This is a genomic window from Fibrobacter sp. UBA3629, assembly GCF_002374005.1.
Lineage (GTDB): Bacteria > Fibrobacterota > Fibrobacteria > Fibrobacterales > Fibrobacteraceae > Fibrobacter.
The window spans coordinates 27,973-48,707 of record NZ_DFLC01000021.1 but is presented as its reverse complement, the minus strand read 5'-3'; the positions used below and the strand labels follow the sequence as shown (position 1 = coordinate 48,707).

General features: G+C 54.7%; 17 protein-coding genes and 1 other RNA gene. 8 read left to right on the top strand and 10 right to left on the bottom strand.

Going from position 1 to position 20,735, the window contains the following annotated elements; genetic code table 11:
• Positions 1-121: 121 nt before the first annotated feature.
• Positions 122-685, top strand: coding sequence for a manganese efflux pump MntP family protein (locus tag B2310_RS07315; protein WP_290730048.1), 564 nt, complete (start codon positions 122-124; stop codon positions 683-685).
• On the opposite strand, the gene B2310_RS07310 is transcribed toward B2310_RS07315, so the two are convergent.
• The 3 genes from B2310_RS07310 to dapF are packed head-to-tail and all read right to left on the bottom strand — an operon-like array spanning position 682 to position 4,307.
• Complete coding sequence (locus tag B2310_RS07310) at positions 682-2,202, bottom strand: sigma 54-interacting transcriptional regulator (RefSeq protein ID WP_290727230.1); 1,521 nt, start codon at positions 2,200-2,202, stop codon at positions 682-684. The genes B2310_RS07315 and B2310_RS07310 overlap by 4 nt on opposite strands.
• Before the next feature lie 27 nt (positions 2,203-2,229).
• Positions 2,230-3,438, bottom strand: coding sequence for an LL-diaminopimelate aminotransferase (locus tag B2310_RS07305; RefSeq protein WP_290730046.1), 1,209 nt, complete (start codon positions 3,436-3,438; stop codon positions 2,230-2,232).
• A complete protein-coding gene (dapF, locus tag B2310_RS07300) occupies positions 3,438-4,307 on the bottom strand; it encodes a diaminopimelate epimerase (protein ID WP_290730043.1) in 870 nt (289 codons plus the stop codon). Before dapF ends, B2310_RS07305 begins: the two co-directional genes overlap by 1 nt.
• Before the next feature lie 261 nt (positions 4,308-4,568).
• Here dapF and B2310_RS07295 point away from each other — a divergent pair, with 261 nt between their 5' ends.
• Complete coding sequence (locus B2310_RS07295) at positions 4,569-5,459, top strand: FKBP-type peptidyl-prolyl cis-trans isomerase (RefSeq protein WP_290730041.1); 891 nt, start codon at positions 4,569-4,571, stop codon at positions 5,457-5,459.
• 197 nt (positions 5,460-5,656) lie between these two features.
• Complete coding sequence (locus tag B2310_RS07290) at positions 5,657-7,777, top strand: glutamine synthetase III (protein WP_290730039.1); 2,121 nt, start codon at positions 5,657-5,659, stop codon at positions 7,775-7,777.
• Positions 7,778-7,890: 113 nt separating this feature from the next.
• On the opposite strand, the gene B2310_RS07285 is transcribed toward B2310_RS07290, so the two are convergent.
• From B2310_RS07285 to B2310_RS07270, 4 genes are all read right to left on the bottom strand, one after another.
• Entirely contained in the window at positions 7,891-8,403 is a 513-nt protein-coding gene (locus B2310_RS07285; RefSeq protein ID WP_173382823.1) for a PAS domain-containing protein, read from the bottom strand.
• Positions 8,400-9,902, bottom strand: coding sequence for a LamG-like jellyroll fold domain-containing protein (locus tag B2310_RS07280; protein ID WP_290730035.1), 1,503 nt, complete (start codon positions 9,900-9,902; stop codon positions 8,400-8,402). The genes B2310_RS07285 and B2310_RS07280 overlap by 4 nt, the downstream gene beginning before the upstream one ends.
• Positions 9,895-10,734: a TIGR02147 family protein gene (locus B2310_RS07275; RefSeq protein WP_173365535.1), complete on the bottom strand. Its 840-nt coding sequence runs from the start codon at positions 10,732-10,734 to the stop codon at positions 9,895-9,897. Before B2310_RS07275 ends, B2310_RS07280 begins: the two co-directional genes overlap by 8 nt.
• A 218-nt stretch (positions 10,735-10,952) precedes the next feature.
• Complete coding sequence (locus B2310_RS07270; RefSeq protein ID WP_173382820.1) at positions 10,953-12,575, bottom strand: cellulase family glycosylhydrolase; 1,623 nt, start codon at positions 12,573-12,575, stop codon at positions 10,953-10,955.
• Positions 12,576-12,705: 130 nt separating this feature from the next.
• On the opposite strand from B2310_RS07270, the gene ssrA reads away from it, so the two are divergent.
• Positions 12,706-13,065, top strand: a transfer-messenger RNA (tmRNA) gene (gene ssrA, locus B2310_RS07265).
• Positions 13,066-13,122: 57 nt separating this feature from the next.
• Here the strand turns inward: ssrA and rpmA are convergent.
• Both rpmA and rplU read right to left on the bottom strand, forming a co-directional pair.
• The gene (gene rpmA, locus B2310_RS07260) at positions 13,123-13,383 is read right to left on the bottom strand and encodes a 50S ribosomal protein L27 (RefSeq protein ID WP_163441840.1); all 261 of its coding nucleotides are present in this window, start codon (positions 13,381-13,383) and stop codon (positions 13,123-13,125) included.
• Positions 13,384-13,386: 3 nt separating this feature from the next.
• Complete coding sequence (gene rplU, locus B2310_RS07255) at positions 13,387-13,872, bottom strand: 50S ribosomal protein L21 (RefSeq protein ID WP_290727222.1); 486 nt, start codon at positions 13,870-13,872, stop codon at positions 13,387-13,389.
• Positions 13,873-14,002: 130 nt separating this feature from the next.
• Between rplU and B2310_RS07250 the strand changes: the two genes are divergently transcribed.
• The 3 genes from B2310_RS07250 (at position 14,003) to hisI (ending at position 18,620) form a co-directional block, all read left to right on the top strand.
• Positions 14,003-16,834, top strand: coding sequence for a glycoside hydrolase family 2 protein (locus tag B2310_RS07250; RefSeq protein WP_290730033.1), 2,832 nt, complete (start codon positions 14,003-14,005; stop codon positions 16,832-16,834).
• A gap of 164 nt (positions 16,835-16,998) precedes the next feature.
• Complete coding sequence (locus B2310_RS07245; protein WP_290730030.1) at positions 16,999-18,270, top strand: glutamate-5-semialdehyde dehydrogenase; 1,272 nt, start codon at positions 16,999-17,001, stop codon at positions 18,268-18,270.
• A gap of 2 nt (positions 18,271-18,272) precedes the next feature.
• Entirely contained in the window at positions 18,273-18,620 is a 348-nt protein-coding gene (gene hisI, locus B2310_RS07240) for a phosphoribosyl-AMP cyclohydrolase (RefSeq protein ID WP_173365530.1), read from the top strand.
• A gap of 62 nt (positions 18,621-18,682) precedes the next feature.
• On the opposite strand, the gene B2310_RS07235 is transcribed toward hisI, so the two are convergent.
• Complete coding sequence (locus B2310_RS07235) at positions 18,683-19,861, bottom strand: iron-containing alcohol dehydrogenase (protein ID WP_290730028.1); 1,179 nt, start codon at positions 19,859-19,861, stop codon at positions 18,683-18,685.
• 210 nt (positions 19,862-20,071) lie between these two features.
• Here B2310_RS07235 and B2310_RS07230 point away from each other — a divergent pair.
• Positions 20,072-20,735 (top strand): amino acid--tRNA ligase-related protein (locus B2310_RS07230; protein ID WP_290730026.1); only part of this gene is annotated, 664 nt, incomplete at its 3' end.

The window sequence follows — 20,735 nt, the reverse complement described above, 5'->3', positions numbered from 1 at the left end:
AATAACCTTTTTTTCAAGAAATGAACAAGGGCGCAACATGAAATCCGTAAAAAGTGACATGGAACACCCAATTCCATCGCATATTTTCTAATTTTTAGCCCCGACACAAGAAAAATCCAAAATGGAAATCGTTGAAATCATCATCGTCGCGATCGTAGAGGCCATGGACTGCTTCGCTGTCGCAATCGCTACAGGGCTTTCCAAGTCGGGAATCCGCTATAGCCGAGCGCTGCTCCAGGCGGTAAGTTTCGGCATTTTCCAAGGCGGAATGACGCTCCTCGGGTATTTCCTCGGAAGTTTCGCCGAGCGCTGGTTCAGCTCCGTAGGCACGCCCATCGCCTGCGCGATACTCTGCATCCTGGGAGGACGCATGATGTGGGGAGCCATCCACGGCGATGCCGGAGAAAAGGAAGGCGAAGAGATCGCGGCCAAGAACCTCACCGTCGCCAACATCCTGCTACTCTCGGTCGCGACAAGCATCGATGCATTCGCAGTGGGAATCTCGTTTGCATTCATCAACGCGAACATGGCCATCGCGACATCTTCCATCGCATTCGCGAGTTTCGCCATGGGTGTCATCGGCTACGAAATCGGACGCCACGCCGCCAAGAGATTCAAGACAAAAATCCCCGAAATCATCGCGGGGATTATCCTGATAGGCATCGGCGTAAAGATGCTGTTTTAGCGTCCGGACTTGATGCCGAGTTTGTTCATACGGTAGTTCATCATGCGCGGAGACACGCCCAGGTCACGACCGGCGGCAGAGAGGTTCCCGTTGTTGCGCTTGATAGCTTCCGTAATGATTTCGCGTTCGTAATTGTTCATCATCACCTCGAGCGGGGCAATCTTCGTAGAAACCGTCCCGTCGTTCCCGACACTCAGGCTCGTCTGCAACGATGGCGGCAGGTTGTAGCTGTGGATACAGTCGTCACTCGCCGTAAGCACAGCACGTTCAATGCAGTTTTCGAGTTCACGCACGTTGCCCGGCCAATGGTAGCTCATGAGCAGGTTGATGGCCGTTGTCGAAAGACGCGCAACCTTCTTGCTGTAGCGGAGGTTCATCTTCTCGATAAAATGCTCCGCGAGCAGGATGATGTCGGACTTGCGCTTCGCAAGGTCGGGCATCGAAATCGGGAAAATGTTCAGGCGGTAGAAAAGGTCTTCGCGGAACTTGCCCTGCGCTATCAGTTCTTCGAGATTGCGGCTCGTCGCGGCCAAGAAGCGCACGTCGGAATGGAGTTCCTCGTTGCTCCCCACTCGGCTGAAGGTGCGTTCCTGCAAGAAGCGCAACAGCTTCACCTGCGTCTGCATCGTAAGGTCACCGACTTCGTCCAAGAAGAGCGTGCCCCCGTTAGCTGCTTCAGCACGGCCGATGCGGCGGTTCATGGCACCCGTGAATGCCCCCTTCTCATGGCCGAAAAGTTCGCTTTCCACCAGGTTTTCCGGGAGGGCCGCGCAGTTGAGCGTTATAAACGGCTTGTCCTTCCTTGAAGAAAGGTTAACGATGGCACGCGCGATCATTTCCTTGCCCGTACCGCTCCCGCCTCGAATCAAGACAGTCGCATCGCTCGGGGCAACCTGGCGCACCTGTTCGTAAATCTGCTGCATCTCGCGGCAGTTACCCACAAGGTCTCCCGGATTATTCGAAAGCATGTCGCGGAGCTTGCGGTTTTCTTCGAGCATCGCCTCGCGTTCGTTGTGAAGTTCGATACATTCGTTTGCCGCATCGCCCGTAATGTTGGCGATAATTTCGAGCAAGGCAACATCGCGGTCAAGATCGGTGGCCCCATCCACGGGGCGGTCTATGGAAAGCGTTCCGATGACAACTCCGTCATGAATCAGCGGGACGCAGATGAAGGCCACCTGGCTTTCGTAATGGCGGCTTCCGGTGCGGTTCAGGAACCGGGAATCCTTGCGGAGGTCGGGAATCACGTGGCTGATGCCGCGTTCGGCCACATGGCCCGTAATGCCCTCGCCCATGCGGTACAGGCCTTTCTGTTTTTCGGATTCGTCAAGACCGCGCGAGGCTTCAATCTTGAGCGTGTCGCCAAATAGGAGAGCGAAAGTGCCGCGCAACATGCCGAGCTCGGATTCAAGAATGCCAAGCACATTCTCGAGTAACTTTTCCACATTGCGCTCATGAATGATGGCGACGCTAATCTTCTGGATGACCGAAATTTCTGAGCCTATAGGAATGGGCATGGACATAAAATAGAAATTCCTCGAAAATTAAAGTTTTTCCCTTATTCTCCTGAGGGCTTCGCAGGTGCGTTCGTAGTCGCCGAAGGCGGTCAGGCGGAAGTACCCCTCGCCGCAGGGGCCAAAGCCGCTACCGGGTGTACCTACCACTTCGCAGGTGGCAAGCAGACGGTCAAAGAAATCGAAGGACTTTTCGCCGCCTTCGATCTTCCACCAGATATACGGGGCATGCTCGCCGCCGAACACCGTGTAGCCCGCCACGGCAAGTTCCTTGCGGATAACGCCCGCAGTCTTCATGTAGCCCGCAATAACGGCCTTCGTCTGCTGCCAGCCGACCGGGCTGTAAATGGCCTCGGCTGCTCGCTGGGTCACGTAGCTCACGCCGTTGAACTTGGTGCACTGGCGGCGGTTCCACATGGAATGGAGTTTCGAAAGTTCGTGCGGGATTACCGTGTAGGCGCAGCGCACGCCGGTAAAGCCGGCAGTCTTGCTGAAGCTCCTAAACTCGATGGCGCAGGTGCGGGCCCCCGGAATCTCGAAGATGGAATGCGGGAGGCTCTCGTCCTGGATATAGCAGTTGTACGCCCCGTCAAAGAGTATTATCGCCCCGTTCTCGTTGGCGTAATCCACGAACTTCTGGAGCGTCTCGCGGCTGAGCACCGTACCCGTCGGGTTGTTCGGGCTGCACAGGTAAATCATCTGCACCGGGTTCTTGGGCAGGTCGGGCTGGAAGTTGTTTTCCGCTGTCGATGCAAGGTAGGTGACCTTAGAAAAATGTCCGTCATCTTGCAACACGCCGGCACGACCCGCCATCACGTTGGAGTCCAGATAGACCGGATAGACGGGGTCCGGAATGGCAATCTTTACATTTTCTGTAAAAAGTTCCTGGATGTTCGCGACATCGCACTTGGAACCGTCACTCACGAAGATATCGTCCGGATCCATCTCGATACCGCGGGAGGTGTACTCGCCCGCGACAATCGCCTGGCGCAAAAAGTCATAGCCCTGCTCGGGCCCATACCCGCGGAAACTCCCCTTCTCGGCCATCTCGTCAACAGCCTTGTGCATGGCCTTGATGACCTCAGGGATAAGCGGCGTAGTCACGTCGCCGATACCCAGGCGCACGATATCGGCATCGGGTTTCTTGGCCTGGTATTCGGAGATCTTCTTGGCGATGGTAGAAAACAGGTAGCTGCCGGGCAGCAAGTCGTAGTTTGGATTGATGATAGACGCATTCATTAAATGGTTCCTCTAAAAACTTCCTGTGCGGGGCCGGTCATGAGAACCGAGCCATCGTTTTCGTGCTTGATGTGGAGCGTTCCGCCATCGAGAATCACGTCGGCTTCTACGCCCACGCGGCCCGTGCGCTGGGCCGCAACGAGGGTTGCGCAGCTGCCAGTGCCGCAGGCCATGGTAACGCCGCAACCCCGTTCCCAAACCCGCATGCGGATTTGGGTGGGCGTCCCCTGAACTGCAGGCAAAACCTGCGCGAATTCAATGTTGCAGCGGTCCGGGAACTGCCTGTCGCATTCGAGCACGCGCCCCCAATCTTCCAGCTGAATCTTCTCGATGTCGTCCACGAAAATGACTGCGTGCGGGTTCCCCATCGAGACTGTTTCTGCAGTAAAGTCAAAGCAGTCCGCCGTGAGCTTGATGCTCCCGAGAAAATCCCTCGGATTCCCCATGTCGACGCACACGCGGCCATCGTCCAAGAGAGCCGGCTTCACGAGCCCGCTTCTCGTATGCAGGTTGAAAACTTTCTGACCCGGCTTTGCAAGCCCGCGGCTCACGATGAACTTCGCGACACAGCGGGTAGCGTTACCGCACATCGCCGCCTCCGAACCGTCGGCGTTAAAAATGCGCATCTCGAAATCCACGCCGTTCGGAACGGACTTTGACGCAGGGCCGACCCCCGCCTCGTCGAGTACTAGGCAGCCTTCGCTGTCCATCGGTGTTACAATGACGACTCCATCAGCACCGATACCGAAGCGGCGGTCACAGAGTTTCTTTACACGCTGTTCAAAGCCGTCGCCATAATCCGGCGACTCACCCGGCTCCAGCAGCACGAAATCGTTGCCCAGCCCGGTCCATTTTGAAAATTTTGTCATTATATACCTTATAAAGGGTTTCGTTTGCCCTTCAAATGCAAAAATTATGCCAACTTTACAAAAAATGTTATATTCAACCCAAAAGTGACGTTTTTTATTAAAAAAGTCAATTTCAAGCCTCTAAAACTTTTTCATAGAATGTAAATAACATCGTTAGTTTTTACAAATTCTGTAAAAGTTATATACAAAACCAAAAGGCCCGTCCTCTCAAAAAAAGAGTTATATTTACGACATCCCTGCTCCCCGCACCACAGATAATATATGTTTTCCAACCTGATACTCGCCCTGGCCATAGCAGCACCCCTCGCCACGCAGAAGGACTCCGTCAGCTACGCATTCGGAACATTCTTCGCCAAAAGCGCCCACAGCCAGCTCACTGCCCGAGATTCCGTCAACTTTAACCTGGACCTCTACCTCGAGGCCTTCAGGATCCATTTTCGCCAGGACACCGCACACTACCTGATGAAGGAGGACGCCATCTACAAGGCACTCCGCAATCTACAGCACGTGGCGCAGGAAGAAAAGCAAAAACTATCCGAGACACTCCTCGACAAGGGAACCACGGTCGGCTACGCACTGGGCGCATATCTCGGCAAACAGGTCCATGATCAAGTCGTAGCCCGCGATTCTGTCGACCTCAATATCGATATTTTCTGCCAGGCCTTCGAGATTCGTTTCAAGGAAAATTCCGCCAAGTACCTGCTGAGCGACGAAGAAGCACATGCAATCCTATTGGACGTATCCAAGCGGAAGAATGCAGAAAGGCGGCGCGCCAATGACGAATTTCTCGTAAAGAACAAGAAAGCCAAAGGCATCGTGACAACCAAATCCGGTCTCCAGTACAAAGTCATCGTCAAGGGCAAGGGTGCGACTCCCGGCCACACCGACATCGTCAAGGTCCACTACACGGGCACACTCATCAACGGAAAAAAGTTCGACAGCTCATTCGACCGCGGCGAACCACTCGAGTTCAAGATTGACGCAGTCATTCCGGGATGGACCGAGATGCTCGAACTCATGAAGGTGGGAGAAAAAGTCATGGTCTGGATTCCACCCGAACTCGGCTATGGCGAGAACGGACGGCCGCCCAAGATTCCGGGCCACAGCGTCCTCGTTTTCGAAATGGAACTGCTCGACACGCACGCCCCTTAATAAAAAAAAGCAGTCGCCCACACAGCGATGTAGTTTACATTATTTGTAATTAAAAAAATTTTCTTTCATTTTCTGGAAAAAATCAAATTAATGTAATCGGCCGTTTTTACCGATTCCGTGCTAAAAATATCGCTTTACTCATATTGGCACAATTTTTGCATCCATGGCACCGAAATCAAAAATCATAGGAGATTGCCATGAGCAACGAATACAGGCTGAAAGCCATCAAGGAAATCGCGAGCGAAGCCGCGGGCGCAAACATGCCCGCAGCACCCGCAAGTCTCGACTTTTACGGCGAGGACGTCTTTAACGCGGAGGCCATGCGCGCCTACCTGCCCAAGGACATCTGCAAGAAACTGTTCGCCACCATCGACGAAGGCGCACCCCTTGACGCGAGCATCGCGAACGAAGTCGCACACGCCATGAAAAAGTGGGCCATCGACCGCGGCGCCACCCACTTCACGCACTGGTTCCAGCCCCTCACCGGTTCCACCGCCGAAAAGCACGACTCCTTCCTGGAACCCGAAAACGGCAAGGCCATCATGGCCTTCAGCGGCAAGAACCTGATCGTGGGCGAACCGGACGCGTCCAGCTTCCCCAGCGGCGGCCTGCGTTCCACCTTCGAAGCCCGCGGCTACACTGCCTGGGACCCGACCTCGCCCGCATTCATCAAGCGTCATGGCAACGGTGCAACGCTCTGCATTCCGACTGCATTCTGTAGCTACACTGGCGAAGCCTTGGACAAGAAGACTCCGCTGCTCCGCTCCATTCAGGCCCTGCAGAAGTCCGCCGACCGCCTCATGGGCATGTTCGGCGTGGCCCAGCAGAAGGTCACCGTCACCCTCGGTGCCGAACAGGAATACTTCCTCATCGACAAGCGTTTCTACCTGCAGCGCCCTGACCTGTACCAGGCCGGCCGTACGCTGTTCGGCGCAGCCCCTGCAAAGCACCAGCAGATGGAAGACCATTACTTTGGTAGCATTCCTGCCCGCATCTTGAACTTCATGAACGACGTGGAAAAGGAACTCTGGAAGCTCGGCATTCCGGCGAAGACCCGCCACAACGAAGTCGCCCCGGCACAGTTCGAACTTGCCCCGATGTTCGAGGAAGTGAACCTCGCCTGCGACCACAACATGCAGATTATGGAAGTGCTCCGCCAGGTCGCCGATCGTCATGGCCTCGTGTGCCTGCTGCACGAAAAGCCGTTTGCTGGCATCAACGGCTCCGGCAAGCATAACAACTGGTCCGTGAACTACGGCAAGACGAACCTCTTGAACCCGGGCAAGGACCCGCACCAGAACGCCATCTTCCTCACTACGCTCTGCGCCGTGATTTACGCCGTGGATACTCACGCCGACCTGCTCCGCATGGCTGTTTCGGGCGCAGGCAACGACCACCGTCTCGGTGCCAACGAAGCGCCTCCGGCAATCATCTCCATGTACCTCGGCGACCAGCTTGCCGACGTCATCGACCAGCTCGAAAAGGGTGACCCGAAGTCCAGCAAGCAGGCTGGCGTCATGAAGCTCGGTTCCGACACGCTGCCGCCTCTCCCGCGCGACGCCACCGACCGTAACCGTACTTCGCCGTTCGCCTTCACCGGCAACAAGTTCGAATTCCGCGCTCCGGGTTCTAGCCAGAGCTGCTCCGAACCGAACGTCATCTTGAACACGATTGTTGCCGAAGCTTTCGACATCATCGCCGACAAGCTCGAAAAGGTTCCGGCCGACAAGTTCCATGAAGAATTGCAGTCCTTGCTGCAGAAGATCGTGAAGGAACACAAGCGCGTTATCTTCAACGGCAACGGCTACACCGACGAATGGGTGGAAGAAGCAGCCAAGCGCGGCCTCCCCAACACCCGCACCACCATGGAAGCGCTCCAGGCCCTGAACAAGACCGAAAACGTCGCCCTCTTCGAAAAGTACGGCGTGTTCAACAAGCGCGAACTGGAATCCCGCTACGAAGTGAACCTGGAAGAATACCACAAGAAGATCCACATCGAGGGAAAGATTTCCGACGACATCGCGAAGAACGTCATCTTGCCGCAGGTGCTCTGCGCCTACAGCGCTGCCCTCAAGACCAACGCCATGGCCAAGGAACAGGGCTTTGCCGCGGTGGATTCCTACGCCCAGGAGCTGGGAGAAGGCTACAAGGCCCTCGCCTCTGCAATCGAGCGCATGGAAAAGGCCCTCGGCGAAAAGCACGAGAACATTCTCGAAGCGATGGCAGATCTCCGCGTGCAGGTGGACAAACTCGAAAAGGTCATCCCCGACGAGAAGTGGCCCCTGCCGAAGTACCGCGAGATGTTGTTTATATACTAGACCTTCATAAGCATACTCCTCCTTATTGCTCAATAGAAACAAGGCCGCACATCATTTGATGCACGGCCTTTTTAAGGATTACTCTATGAAGGACGAAGTTGTCTAGAATGCTTTTACACCTGCGCGGCAGCGAGATTGAAAGCCTCAGGATAGGCCTTCGCGGCACAATTGTCGCACAGCACACGCATGCGGGTTTCAGTAAGGGTATTCACGCGCACATGCTCTCCGCAATGGGCGCACTTGGAAAGGAACACCACAGACCGTGTTTCTTCCGCAGGAGCCTGCTCCTTCGCCAAGACGGGTTCGCCAAGACGGCTGACCGTGTTGCGGAACGTAATCTTTCCATCGGCATCCTGGACGATTTCGCGAGAGAGGCAGCACTTGAAGCTACGTCCCTTGCGGTTACGCATGCGGAAGATAAACTTCGTCTGGGAAAGGTTTTCGCAGCTGCTGAACATTTCCCAGTCACCATGATAGCGGTAACAATCGGTGATGTAGTGCCACACAACTTCGGATTCGGAGAACCCGAACATACGGCAGAACCGTTTGTTGCCCGAGAGAATTCGCCCGCTCTGGTTGACCTCGAAGCGCGCGATATCGAGATTGTTTTCGTTTTCGGCCATCATATTGCACCTCCCTTGAGATAGTAGCGGTAAAGCACATCCGACGCGGTAATCGCCGTGGTGCTCAGCCGCACATCGTCCAGTTTGATATCCATGGATTCCTTACCGAAGAAAATCGGTTCAGAAGAAACTCCGATGCGTTCAACAGACACCTTCTTCTGCGAAGCGAGATTTCCGTTGATGTAGAGCGAAGAAGTTTTCCCATCCCATACTGCCGTCACATACACCCACTTGTCAAAGTTTTCGTAAGTCGAGAACACCGCATCGCTGCATTCAAAGCCGCTCGAAGAACCATCCGCGATAAAGAACCCAAGAGAAATGTCCTCGCGTCCGCATTCCCCATCCAGCACGGCGATACTGAACACGTCCTTGTCTTCGGGCGAGCCGAAACCAAGCTTTCCAACGATGTTCTTGCGATACTCACCGGATTTGAGCTTAGACAGGTAAATCCAGGCCTCGAACGTCAACGCGGTTGCGCTGTCCAGTATGCCCCGGTCATTCTCGATAACACCGAATTCATCGGCTCCATAGAGCGGAAGGGCCTTCTGCGAAGGGCCATTTTCTAGCGAATCAACTCCATAGAGGAGGATTCCTTCCGTCCAGCCGCGCGCATCGCCCACCTTTTTCGTGTCTTTCGCCACTTCGCTCAAGAAATCCATCGACCACCAGCTGCGAAGCCCGAACTCCGGAGAAAGCGGGAACTGGAGGCTCTTGGAGGCAACCACGTCGGCATCACGCACTATTTCGTCCGAAGAAGTTGTCGGCAAAGCCCCCACTAGCGAGGAATCATTGCCATTGAAAGGTTCGCCGGCGGATTTAGACGTGTCGGTACTGTGCGAGGGTTCGCTCTCGCTTTCGGTAGCCTTCGAAGCGAAGATTTCAAACAGTCCTGTCGGAATCGGCCCACGGAACTTGGACGACTTCTTGCCCACGCTCACCACGTAGATGGCATCCTGGAAATGAATCGGATCCGGAGATTTCGCCAATAGCGGCTGAACACCAAGCGGCACATTTTTCAATTCGAAGGAACCGTCTTTATCCGTCTCCGTCTGCCACGGGGATCCCGGAATTCCAATCTTGATTCCGGCTGACACCGTATCGAGCCTCAAGTGGAAATTGCCTTCCACAACTCCCGTCTTTTGAAGCTTTGCGGCAATTTCGATTTCCGATCCTTCGAAATCAACGGATTCATAATAGGACATGGAATCGCGACGTGCGCTGACGCCATACTGTCCACGCTTCATCAACGGGAATCCGAACTTGCCATCGCTATCCGTCGTATCGTTGAAAACGATCGAATCGACCGTGAAGTGCATCGCGCACACGGGAACGCCGGCAACCGCCTTGCCCGAACCGTCCACAAGTATTCCAGCGACGGTGTTCGTCTCTTCGCTCACGCCTCCGGAAATTCTTCCGTCAGAGCAGCCGACAGTCGAAATACCGACGAATCCCGCACACATCAAGGCGAAAGCGAACAATCCAAGATAGGTTCTCCTAAACATTTTCCACCCCCTTCTTGATTTCCTTGGTCAGGGGGAACAGTTGCACGTTCAGCCTATAGACACGTTCGTCACCGCGGTCCTGCATTACGATAGCGGCCACGCGACGGCGGAAATCTTCAATCTCTTTCGAGATGCGATAGAAAGCATCCTCGGAAATCCCCAGCGTGAGGCCCGAAATGTCGCGTTCGCGCACGGGCACTTCGTCAAGCGCACGGACAGCGAGTTCCCCCATCTGGCGGTGCATCTCGCGAACGGAAAGGCTAGCCACCTCGATGTTGCCGGTCGAAATTCCCTTAGAGGACTGTTCGAAATTCCCGTCGGAATCCTTGTTCAGGAGCCCTACCTTCTGAAGCAGCGCCAGGGATTTCTTGACCTCGGAGGTCGGCATGTCGAAGGCGATGTTGTCGGCCATCTGCGAAGGCGTGGCTCCCGGCATCTGCGGGGCGAGTTCGCGAACCACGGGATTCACCCACGATTCGTAATAATCGTACTGGTCCTCGCCCACCAGCGTAAAGGCGTTTTCTTTCGCAATAGCGCGAAGTTCCTTGAACAGGGACTTCTTTTGGGCGGCATCCTTTTCCTGATTGAAGTTGACGAGGGCGCGGAAATACTTGAGATCAGCGCCGACAAGGCCCATGGCTTCTGCCACACGTTCGATGCCGACTTCGCTCAGGTTTGTCTTGCCGTCACAAACAAGCTTGAGGAAAACCGGGGAGGAATAACCGGCCGCTTTCGCAAAATCACGCCACGTAAAGCCGGAACGGAGCTTCCGTTCGGCGTAGTAGTCGCGCACGAAAAAGCGAAAATTCTGGTATTCCATCACAGGTTTCATACATTTTTGAATATATATCTTTTTTTCGCGTCGCGCAATAGATTCATGATACAAAAATTAAAAATTTACATAAAATTCGACATTTTTATAAAAAACAACCATTTTTTAGCAAAAAATCATGATACACACTTGTCGAAAACGAATGATATTCCACACTAGAATATTGCGAAAAGGAATATTTAGGTGATTCCCGTCGTCAAAAATTACAAGCCAAGAAACTAGGCCTGGACGTCTTTTACGACCATGATGCCGCCCTTCTCGATTTTCGGGTAGCTGCGCATTCCTTCCCCGCCTTTGCCGCGGTCGAGGACTTCCTCGAGCTCGCCCTGGGCGTTGTAAAGGTGGAGTTCCCAAGGCCCGTTCGGGGCGTTGAAGTAGCCGGAGTTCTTCTGCACGTTGCGCTGGAAGGTACGGTTCAAGCGGTCAGCCACGCTGCGGGCCTGCACCAGGCTGATGTCGGCGAGCGTCCACGAGATCGGGGTACCGCCCATGTCGAAAATCAGGAGCGCATCGGGGTCGGTGTCCTCCTTCATGGTAAACTTCCAGCTGAAGTTCTGCCAGCTCGTACTCAAGTCGAGTATACGGCCGTTGGCATAGGGGGTATATTCCTCGGAATCGCGCTTGATATTCACATTCAAGGTGCGGGGCTTAGCCGCCTTCGCGCGCATGCTGAATATATAGGTGACGCCGTTGCGCAAGGTCAGGTGTTGTTTGAACTGGAGGCCCCAGGTCTCCTTGCCCGCCTGCTCGATATCGAAATGCACTTCTCCATTTTCCACACGGACGTTCGCCTTGCCGCCCCAGAAGTCGGTAGTCCAGCAATCGAGCGGATTTTCCGCAGAGAAGTCCCCGTTCTCGATGATGTTCGCACCACCGCCAAGGGAGCCCGTTGTATAGTCCTTGTTCTGGATGAACATCGGAATGACGCTCGTATTCTGGATTCCGAGCGGGCTATCCACGGCCACCTCCCGACCCCAGCCCACGAGCGTGTTGTACGAGCCGTGCTCGGTCATGTCCATCTCGGTGCTGTCGAAGTTGCCCGGGCCCCAGCTCCAGCAGAGCCAGCCGATATTCAGGCGTTCGCATTCGGACATGATATGCTTGTAAGGAATCGCCTTGACGTCTCCCGCCGCAATCGGGGCAAACTCGCCCACCACCAGCGGCAGATCAATCTCGACGGACTTTTCGAGGCAAGCCGTGATGCGATCTTGGACCGTAGCAAAGCCAGTCGCCTTGGCATCGTGGCGTTCGCTGGGCCACCACATATGGATAGAGAAAATAAGGTTGTGTTCCGGATCCGCCTGCAACAGGCGCGGCCCAACGGAAAGCAGGTTCTTTTCGTTCTGGCCCCAGTAATCGGCATCGATCATGATGGGAATGCGGATTCCAGCCGCCCTCATGCGCGTCACGATGATATTGTACGCAGAGAAGAATTCCTCGGATTCGACTTCATGCGAGCCCGGTTCGTTGCCGACATTCAAGATCAGGTATTCCTGATGGTTCGAGATCATCTGTAACGTCTCGTCGCGGAGCCAGAAGTCGAGAGCCTCCGTCAGGCGGTCCCAGTTGCCCGTCGTGTCGTGAATTTCGACAATCGGGATCATGTTGTTTGCGATACTGAGGCCCACAATCGTATCGAGATCGCTCACGCGACCACGCGTGTTCCAGACAATGCGGACGCAGTTCGCGCCGGTCTTTGCTATTTCGGGAATGGTCTTGCCTTCGCGGTCAGTCCAAATGAACATGTGGTTGATTCCGCGCAGAACCACCTTCTCGTTGTCCTTGCTGTAAAGGTAGCGCCCTTGGACAAAGAAACCCGGCTTCGCATTCGCTAAATTCATACTTCTTTTCTCCGAAATCATTTTTTCGTGTATAAATATATATAAATACCGCCTTTTTTGAGCGATTAAAGATGGAACTTTACAAATCTTCCCTTTTTGACGATAAATTTGTATATTTGGGAAATACACCGGGGGTGATCTGGTTTCGACAGGGTTACCGAAGTGTTAGTTGCAAGCCGAGGTCTCAGACGAGGGCACTCGTAAAAAAGTCTGAAAAAAAATAAGTGCTGACGAAAACTACGCACTCGCTGCCTAATTAGCGGCAACGCCGGGCCTCATTCCGCTCCCATCGGGATGAACGTCCGGACGAAATATGGGATAGGATTCTCGCATGCCTGGGGCTAGAGTCCGAGATTCACTAGGCTGGCCGAAATCTGCACCGACCTTCTTGGGCGTGGACAAGGCGAGACCTTAAATACGAAGGGAAAGCTTGTAGGAATGGACATGGACGTGATTTTGGACAGGGGTTCGACTCCCCTCACCTCCAGAAACAACGAAAAACCGGACGCGATTGCGTCCGGTTTTTCAATTCCGATTCTAGATCAGATTAGGCTTCTTCCGGATAGACGGAGACCTTCTGACGCTTAGCATCGAGGCGTTCAAACTTCACCTTGCCATCGACGAGAGAGAACAAGGTGAAATCCTTGCCCATGCCCACGTTCACGCCACTGTGGAAGTGAGAACCGCGCTGACGAACGATGATGTTGCCAGCCTTGACGGTTTCGCCCGCGTACTTCTTAACACCAAGGTATTTGGCGTTACTGTCGCGGCCGTTACGTACTGAACCTTGACCTTTCTTATGTGCCATGGATTAAGCCTCCTTAGCCTTGCGCAGAGAGTTCTTCTTGACCTTGGCGGGCTTTGCGATACCCTGGGCAATCTTTTCCTTGCGAGTAAGGGGCTTGACCTGCTCCTTCTGCTTGGCGAGCGCGGCCACGCGAGCGCGGTTGCGTTCAATCACCTTGGAATCGACCTTTGCGGATTCTGCGCCGGAGCGAAGTTCCGTAACCAGCACCTCGGTATAGCCCTGACGATGACCGTTACGGCGTTCGTAACGGGTGCGACGCTTCTTCTTGAAAACGATGACGGTGTCGTACTTGCCGTGGGCAAGCACTTCGACCTTCACGGAGGCGTCGTTCAGGACAGGGGTGCCGATTTGCACTTCTTTTCCTGCGAAAAGAAGAACGGACTTGAGCTCCAGTTCGGAACCAACAGCGGCGTCAAGAGTGGGGACCTTGTAGGCCTTGCCCAGCTCGACTTTATACTGGAAACCACCTGTTTCAACAATAGAATACATTTTTGTAATCCTTTTTGGTTGCTATTGGGACTCCAAATGTAGCAAAATTCAAGGAATTGTAAAGGGATTTGACCCCCTATCGGCCAATTTTTTCTAAATTTTCCACGAAATTTTCATAAAGGACACCCGAATGAACAAGATTATGAGCCTTGACGGCGACTGGCAGATGAAATGGGACACTGAAGATTCCGGTATTTCCAACCGCTGGTACGCCACCTATCCCGAAGACACGGAGACCGTAACCGTTCCGCATATCTGGGAAAGGTCATTCGAAAAGCTTCTGATGTCGCAGGACTGCGCTTTCTATTTCAAGAGATTCACTATCGACGACGAAAAGCAGGTCACCAAGCGCATATTCCTTAGGTTCGAACGCATCGCGACTCACGCGACCGTATGGCTCAACGGCAAGCTCCTCGGCGACCACTTCGGCGCCTACACCCCCTTTGTCCTCGAAACGCAAAAGGCCATCAAGCTCGGCGAAGAAAACATCCTCTGCATCCGCGTCGCGAACATGGGTGCAGCCAACAGCCGTATTGACTTCGGCCGCGAAACCCACGAAGGCGCGAACGACCGCTTTGCCCACCCCGGCGAAATGCCCGTCGGCCTCCCCTGGAACCAGTACCCCTTCGGCGGTATCTTCGGACACGTGGACCTCATCCTTGGAAACGCCGCTTTCATTTCCGACCTCCATGTCGAGCCCGACATGGACCAGGAACGCGTAGCGCTTGAAATCAGCTTCAACAACCCCCGCGGTTTCAACACACGCCTCCGCATCCTCATGAGGAACCCGAACGGCGACGTCTACGAATGGTTCAAGGACAGTCCCAAACTCGACAAGGAAAACGCGACGCTGCGCATCGTGCTCGGCATCAAGGACTTCAACCGCAGCAAGTGCGTCTGGAGCCCGGACCACCCCAACATGTTCGCCGTCGAAGTCCAGATGGAAATCAAGGGCGGCAAGGGCAAGGACCCGGAATACTCTTTCCCCGTCATGCGCACCTTCAGCTTCCGTAAGTTTGACTGCCTCAAGGGCGACTTCTACCTGAATGATTCCATCGTGAAAATCCAGGGCGTCTGCTACAACCAGCAGTGGAGCGAAGGCGGGCTCTGGACGACCGACAACCCGAACCTCAAGAAGGACCTTCAGGCCGTAAAAGACGCAGGCTTCAACACCATCCGCAGCTGCGGCGCGCCTCTCAGCACGGAAGCCCTCGACATATGCGATACCATCGGCCTTCTGGTGTTCCAGGAATTCCCCATCCACACCATGAAGTCGACCCCCAGCGGACTTGAATACGCCAAGAAGCTTATCAGCGACATTGTCAAGGAACAGCACCACCATCCGTGTATCGTCGCATGGGTCATGGGCTCCGAAAACGGGACCTTCATGCTGCAGAACGGCAACAAATTGCTGAACGCCATCAGCCCCATCGACATGACGCGTCCGGCCATCAGCAACCTGGACAGCATCTACATCGACAACGAAGGTAATTTCCACAAGGACATCGGCAAGCTGCTTCCTGTTTCCGTCGACCGCATCTCGCAGTTTGCGACACTCGCCGTAAATCCGAAGATGAACCCGAACGCCGCTTACTCGCACTACCTCGCCCACTGCTTCAACAAGGACGAGGAAGAACTGATGGTCCCGGATTCTGGACTCGGCGACAGCCATTTCCAGGACGAAGACGAAAACGCCACGGAAATCGAAAACAAGATGCTCGTGACACTCAAGAACCACACTCTCCTCCCGAAGAGCGCGACCAATATCAAGGGTCCCCGTGGCATCAAGAACCAGAAGGCAGTCAAGAACTTCTACAAGCTGCTCGAGTCTTTCGTCAAGGAATCCGGTCTTTCCGTTTGGGATAGCGTCGATTCATTCATCAAGGATGCAAACAGCATCGCAACCAAGAGCAAGCTCGACCAGATTACCGCATTCCAGAGCAATCCTCAAATTTCGGGATTCTTCCTTAGCCAGTGGGCCGACTACGGAGTCGATTTCAGCGGCATCTGCGACGAAAACCGCAAGAGCAAGGGCATCGAATCCTTCTGCAAGGCGATTACGACAAGGAGCCGTGTCCTGGTCAGCGAACTGGAACACGTGGTCGCACCGCAGAGCGAGGTCAGCTTCCAGCTCACACTCCTGAACAACGACCGCTTCGAGAATGTCTCCGTCGACGTGAACCTCGTGGACGAGAGCGGCAAGTCGCTAGCCTCACAGAGCCTGACACCGGAGGAACCCGCCGGCAAGACAAGCCTCACCCAGCTTGGCATCTGCACGCTGATGGTTCCGCGCAAGACCGGTAAATACGAAATCCGCATTTCGCTCAAGGACAACGGCAAGGAAATCAACTCCTCTGCCGAAGACCTCATTGTCATTGAGCAGGCCGACGTGAAGAGCGCCATGAGCAAGGTTTGCTTCCTCGACAACAGTGAAGAATCCAGCGACGCTCTCGCAGCCCTCAGCGGTCCGGAAAAGATCATCTTCACAGCGAACCTCAGTTCCTGGCCCGATGAAATCCTGAACAAGATTGTCGATGTCACCAAGAACGGCGGAAAGACACTATTGCTATCGGACATGACCCCCGAAGATATCGACTTCTTGAACCAGAGCCATAATTTCGACTTTACTATCGAAGCGCACTGGAGCACGGGAGCCAACGGCACGAGTCTGCACTACCTCCCCAAGGATTCGGCGCTCCTCCCCGTTTTCGGGAACAAGAGCGTGCTAGACCACAATGCTGCAGCCGTGATGCCGGGACTTTCGCTGAACGAACTGCCGGGTGCAACCGTATACGCTCGTTCCGTAAGCATCAAGGACGGTGAAATCAAGACGGGAGTCGACCTGCAGAAATTGCCGTTCGGTGCAGGACAGATTGTTTTCAATCAGTTCAGCGTGTTCGAAGGCCTCGAGACGAATGCCCTCGCCGACGCCTTGTTCACGGCCATTGTAAGCCAGCTCTAGTCGTAAAAAGCATCAAAAAAGGACCCAGTGCGGAGAGAAACGCACTGGGTCTATACACCCAAGTCCGATACCGGCGACTACAAGACCTTGTCGCGGGTAAAAACAAACCTGTATTAGTAAAATACACAAAAGCGTGACTAAAATCAAGTTTCTATATTAAAAATATGCTGAAAAATTATTCCAACTTGGACGAATATTCAAATCTTCTGGCCCAGAACGCCAAGAAAGCAAGCAAGAACCTGCGCACGCTCTCCGGAGAAAAGCGGAGTACCGTGCTCAACCTCGTGGCAAAAATGCTCCGCGAGAAAAAGCCGGAAATCCTTGCGGCAAACAAGCTTGACCTCGAAGCTGCCGCCGGCAAGCTCGACGACGCCAAGATGGACCGTCTGACTTTGAACGACGCCCGCATCGAAGCGATGGCCAAGGGCGCCGAAGAAATCGCCGCCTTCGCAGACCCGCTGAACCGGGTGCTGGAAAGTCGCGAACTGAAGAACGGAATCAAGATTAGCCGCGTGGCCGTGCCTATCGGCGCCGTATTTTTCATTTTCGAAAGCCGCCCGAACGTGACCATCGATGGCGCATGCCTCTGCTTTAAGGCGGGCAATGCCGTGATTTTGCGCGGTGGCAAGGAATCGCTGAATTCCGCCAAGTGCCTCGCGGGCATTTTCCACGAAGCTCTCGCCGAAGAAGGCATCGACCAAGACGCCGTGCAGCTCGTGACCGAAACGAGCCACGATTTGGTGGGCATGCTGTTGCAGCGCAGCGACTGCATCGACCTCGTGATTCCCCGCGGCGGCGAACGCCTGATCCGCGCCGTGGTCGACCAGAGCAAGATTCCCGTGATCAAGCACTTCAACGGCATCTGCCACGTGTACGTGGACAAGTCCGCCGACATCGAAAAGGCGGTGAACATCCTCATCAACGCGAAGACGCAGCGCACCGGCGTGTGCAACGCGATGGAATGCGTGATTATCGACCGCCATATCGATGACGCCAACGTCAAGAAACTCCTGGATTGCCTCGCCGACCGTGGCGTGGAACTCTTCGGCAATAAGGACGCCCAGAGCCACGACAGCCGTATCAAGGACATCGGCGATGACAGCAATTACCACCACGAATACCTGGCCCTCAAGGCCAGCGTCAAGTTCGTGGACAACGTGGCCGAGGCCTGCGACCACATCGAAGCGAACAGCAGCCGCCACACCGAAGCGGTGGTCGCCGAAGATGCAAGCGTGCAGGATTACTTTGTCGCCAACGTGGACAGCAGCAGCGTGATGGTGAACGCCAGCACCCGCTTTGCAGACGGTGGCGAATACGGGCTTGGTGCCGAAGTGGGAATTTCGACCGACAAACTCCATGCTCGTGGCCCGATGGGCGTAGAAAGCCTCTGCACCTACAAGTGGGTTCTGCGCGGCAACGGCCAAGTGAGGGCGTAATCATGAAATTCGAAGACCTGATTAAAGAAATCAAGTTCGAAGTCGAAGTGGACGGTGTTGCACTTGCTCCGGCAATCGTGCAGGACGCCGACAAGGGCGACGTTCTGATGATGGCCTGGATGAACGAGGAAGCGCTCCGCCGCACACACGAATGCGGCGAGATGGTATTCTGGAGCCGCAGCCGCAAGGAATACTGGCACAAGGGCGACACCAGCGGAAACGTGATGACGGTCGTTGAATGGGCCGCCGACTGCGACTCTGACGCATTGCTCTTCAAAGTCCGCATGCAGGGTCCGCAAGTGGCTTGCCACACGGGAGCGAGAAGCTGCTTCTTCAAGAAATGCGATTAACTTTCGCTTAAAATTTTCGTCCTAAATATTAAAAGTAGCGACTAAATATTTTTCTTTGCGGGTCAATCAAGAGAGGCGTGGGCGGCGATGGTGTAAATCGCGGTCACGTCCTTTGCCTTGAGCGGCACGAATCCCCAGCCGTCGCCCGGATTCAGCTTTTCCACCATCTTCGGGATGTCCTCTTCCTTCGCGCCAAGTTCAGCGAAGTTGATGGGCATACCGATAGAATGTAGGAAGCGCCGGAAAGCCTTGATGCCTTCGAGTGCGGTGGCCTTCGGATTTTCAAAGTTCATTTGACAGCCGAACACACGCGTCGCCATCTGCGCAAAACGCATTACGTTGTGGTCCACCACGTATTCCATCCAAGCGGGCATGATGACCGCAAGGCCCGCGCCATGGGCGCAGTCGTAAAGCGCCGAAAGCTCATGTTCGATGGCGTGGCTGTTCCAGTCCTGACTGCGCCCGCAGCCCACAACACCGTTGTGGGCTACCGTCCCCGCCCACATGATGTTTGCACGCACCTGATAGTTGGCGGGGTCGGCAATGGCGCGCGGGCCCTCCTTCACCATCGTGAGGAGCACCGCTTCGCACAGGCGGTCGGTAATTTCCACTTCGAGCGTGTTCGTGAAATAGCGTTCAAAGACGTGCGCCATGATGTCGGTAATGCCGCAGGCCGTCTGGTAGGCAGGCAGCGTGCAAAGGAGCGCCGGATTCTGCACCGCAAACTTCGGGCGAATGTGCTCGCTGCTCGCGCCGCGCTTGAGCATGCCGTCTTCCTTAGTCACCACGGAATCGCCACTACCTTCGGAACCGGCCGCCGCAATCGTCTGCACCACGCCAATCGGGAGCGCAGATGTCGCCGAGGCCTTGCCCTCGTAAAAATCCCAGAAATCACCCTTATAAGGAACACCCATGGCAATGGCCTTGGAGCTATCAATCGTAGAGCCACCACCCACCGCAAGGATAAAGTCAATACCGTTCTGGCGGACAATCTCAATGCCCTTGTACACGAGCGAATCGTGCGGGTTCGGCTTCACGCCGCCAAGTTCCACATGCGGGATTCCTGCAGCGTCAAGGCTCGCTTTCACGCGGTCAATAAGTCCCGAACGCACGGCAGAACCGCCACCGTAATGAATCAGCACCTTCGTGCCGCCAAACTTCTTGACAAGCGCACCGCACTCGTTTTCGCGGTTCATACCAAATACAAATTCCGTCGGGCTGTAGAAATTGAAATTTTCCATATTCCATCCTTATGTTTTTTGCTTAAAAATACAAGATTATGACGACAAAAGCGGGAGTTTCTCCCATTTTTCTGTTCACAGGGGGAAACATCCAGAATTCATCATATCGGACCCGCTTGTTCTACACTTTTTCCTTGTTTTTACGCCTCACTCGCCCCAAACTCTTTTGCTATATTTACACCCGAAAAAAAACTATCCAAGGATACTAACATGAAACGTACTCATAACTGCGGCCAGCTGCGCAAGGCAGATGTTGGCCAGACTGTAACACTCGCCGGTTGGGTGGATCGCCGCCGCGACCATGGTGGTGTGATTTTTGTGGACCTCCGCGACAAGTATGGCAAGACCCAGATCGTCTTCAACCCGGACTACAATGCCGACGTGATGAAGACCGCCGAACAGCTCCGCAACGAATACGTGATTACGGTGACCGGCAAGGTATACGCCCGCGAAGAGGGCAACGCCAACGAGAAGCTCGCTACCGGCGAAATCGAAGTCAAGATCGACCAGATTGAAATTTTGAACGCGGCCCTCACCTCCCCCTTGGCCATCAACGACCCGAACGAAGAGTGCAAGGAAAACGACGACCTACGCCTGCAGTACCGCTACCTGGACCTCCGCCGTCCGTGGATCCAGAAGAAGCTACTCCTCAAGAGCCGCTTCCTCAAGGCCGTATACGACTTCTTCTACGCTAACGGTTTCGAGAACATCGAGACCCCGGTGCTCTGCAAGTCCACTCCGGAAGGCGCCCGTGACTACCTGGTGCCCAGCCGCGTGAACCCGGGCAAGTTCTACGCCCTCCCGCAGTCTCCGCAGCAGTACAAGCAGCTCTTGATGATTGCCGGCATGGACCGCTACTTCCAGATTGCCAAGT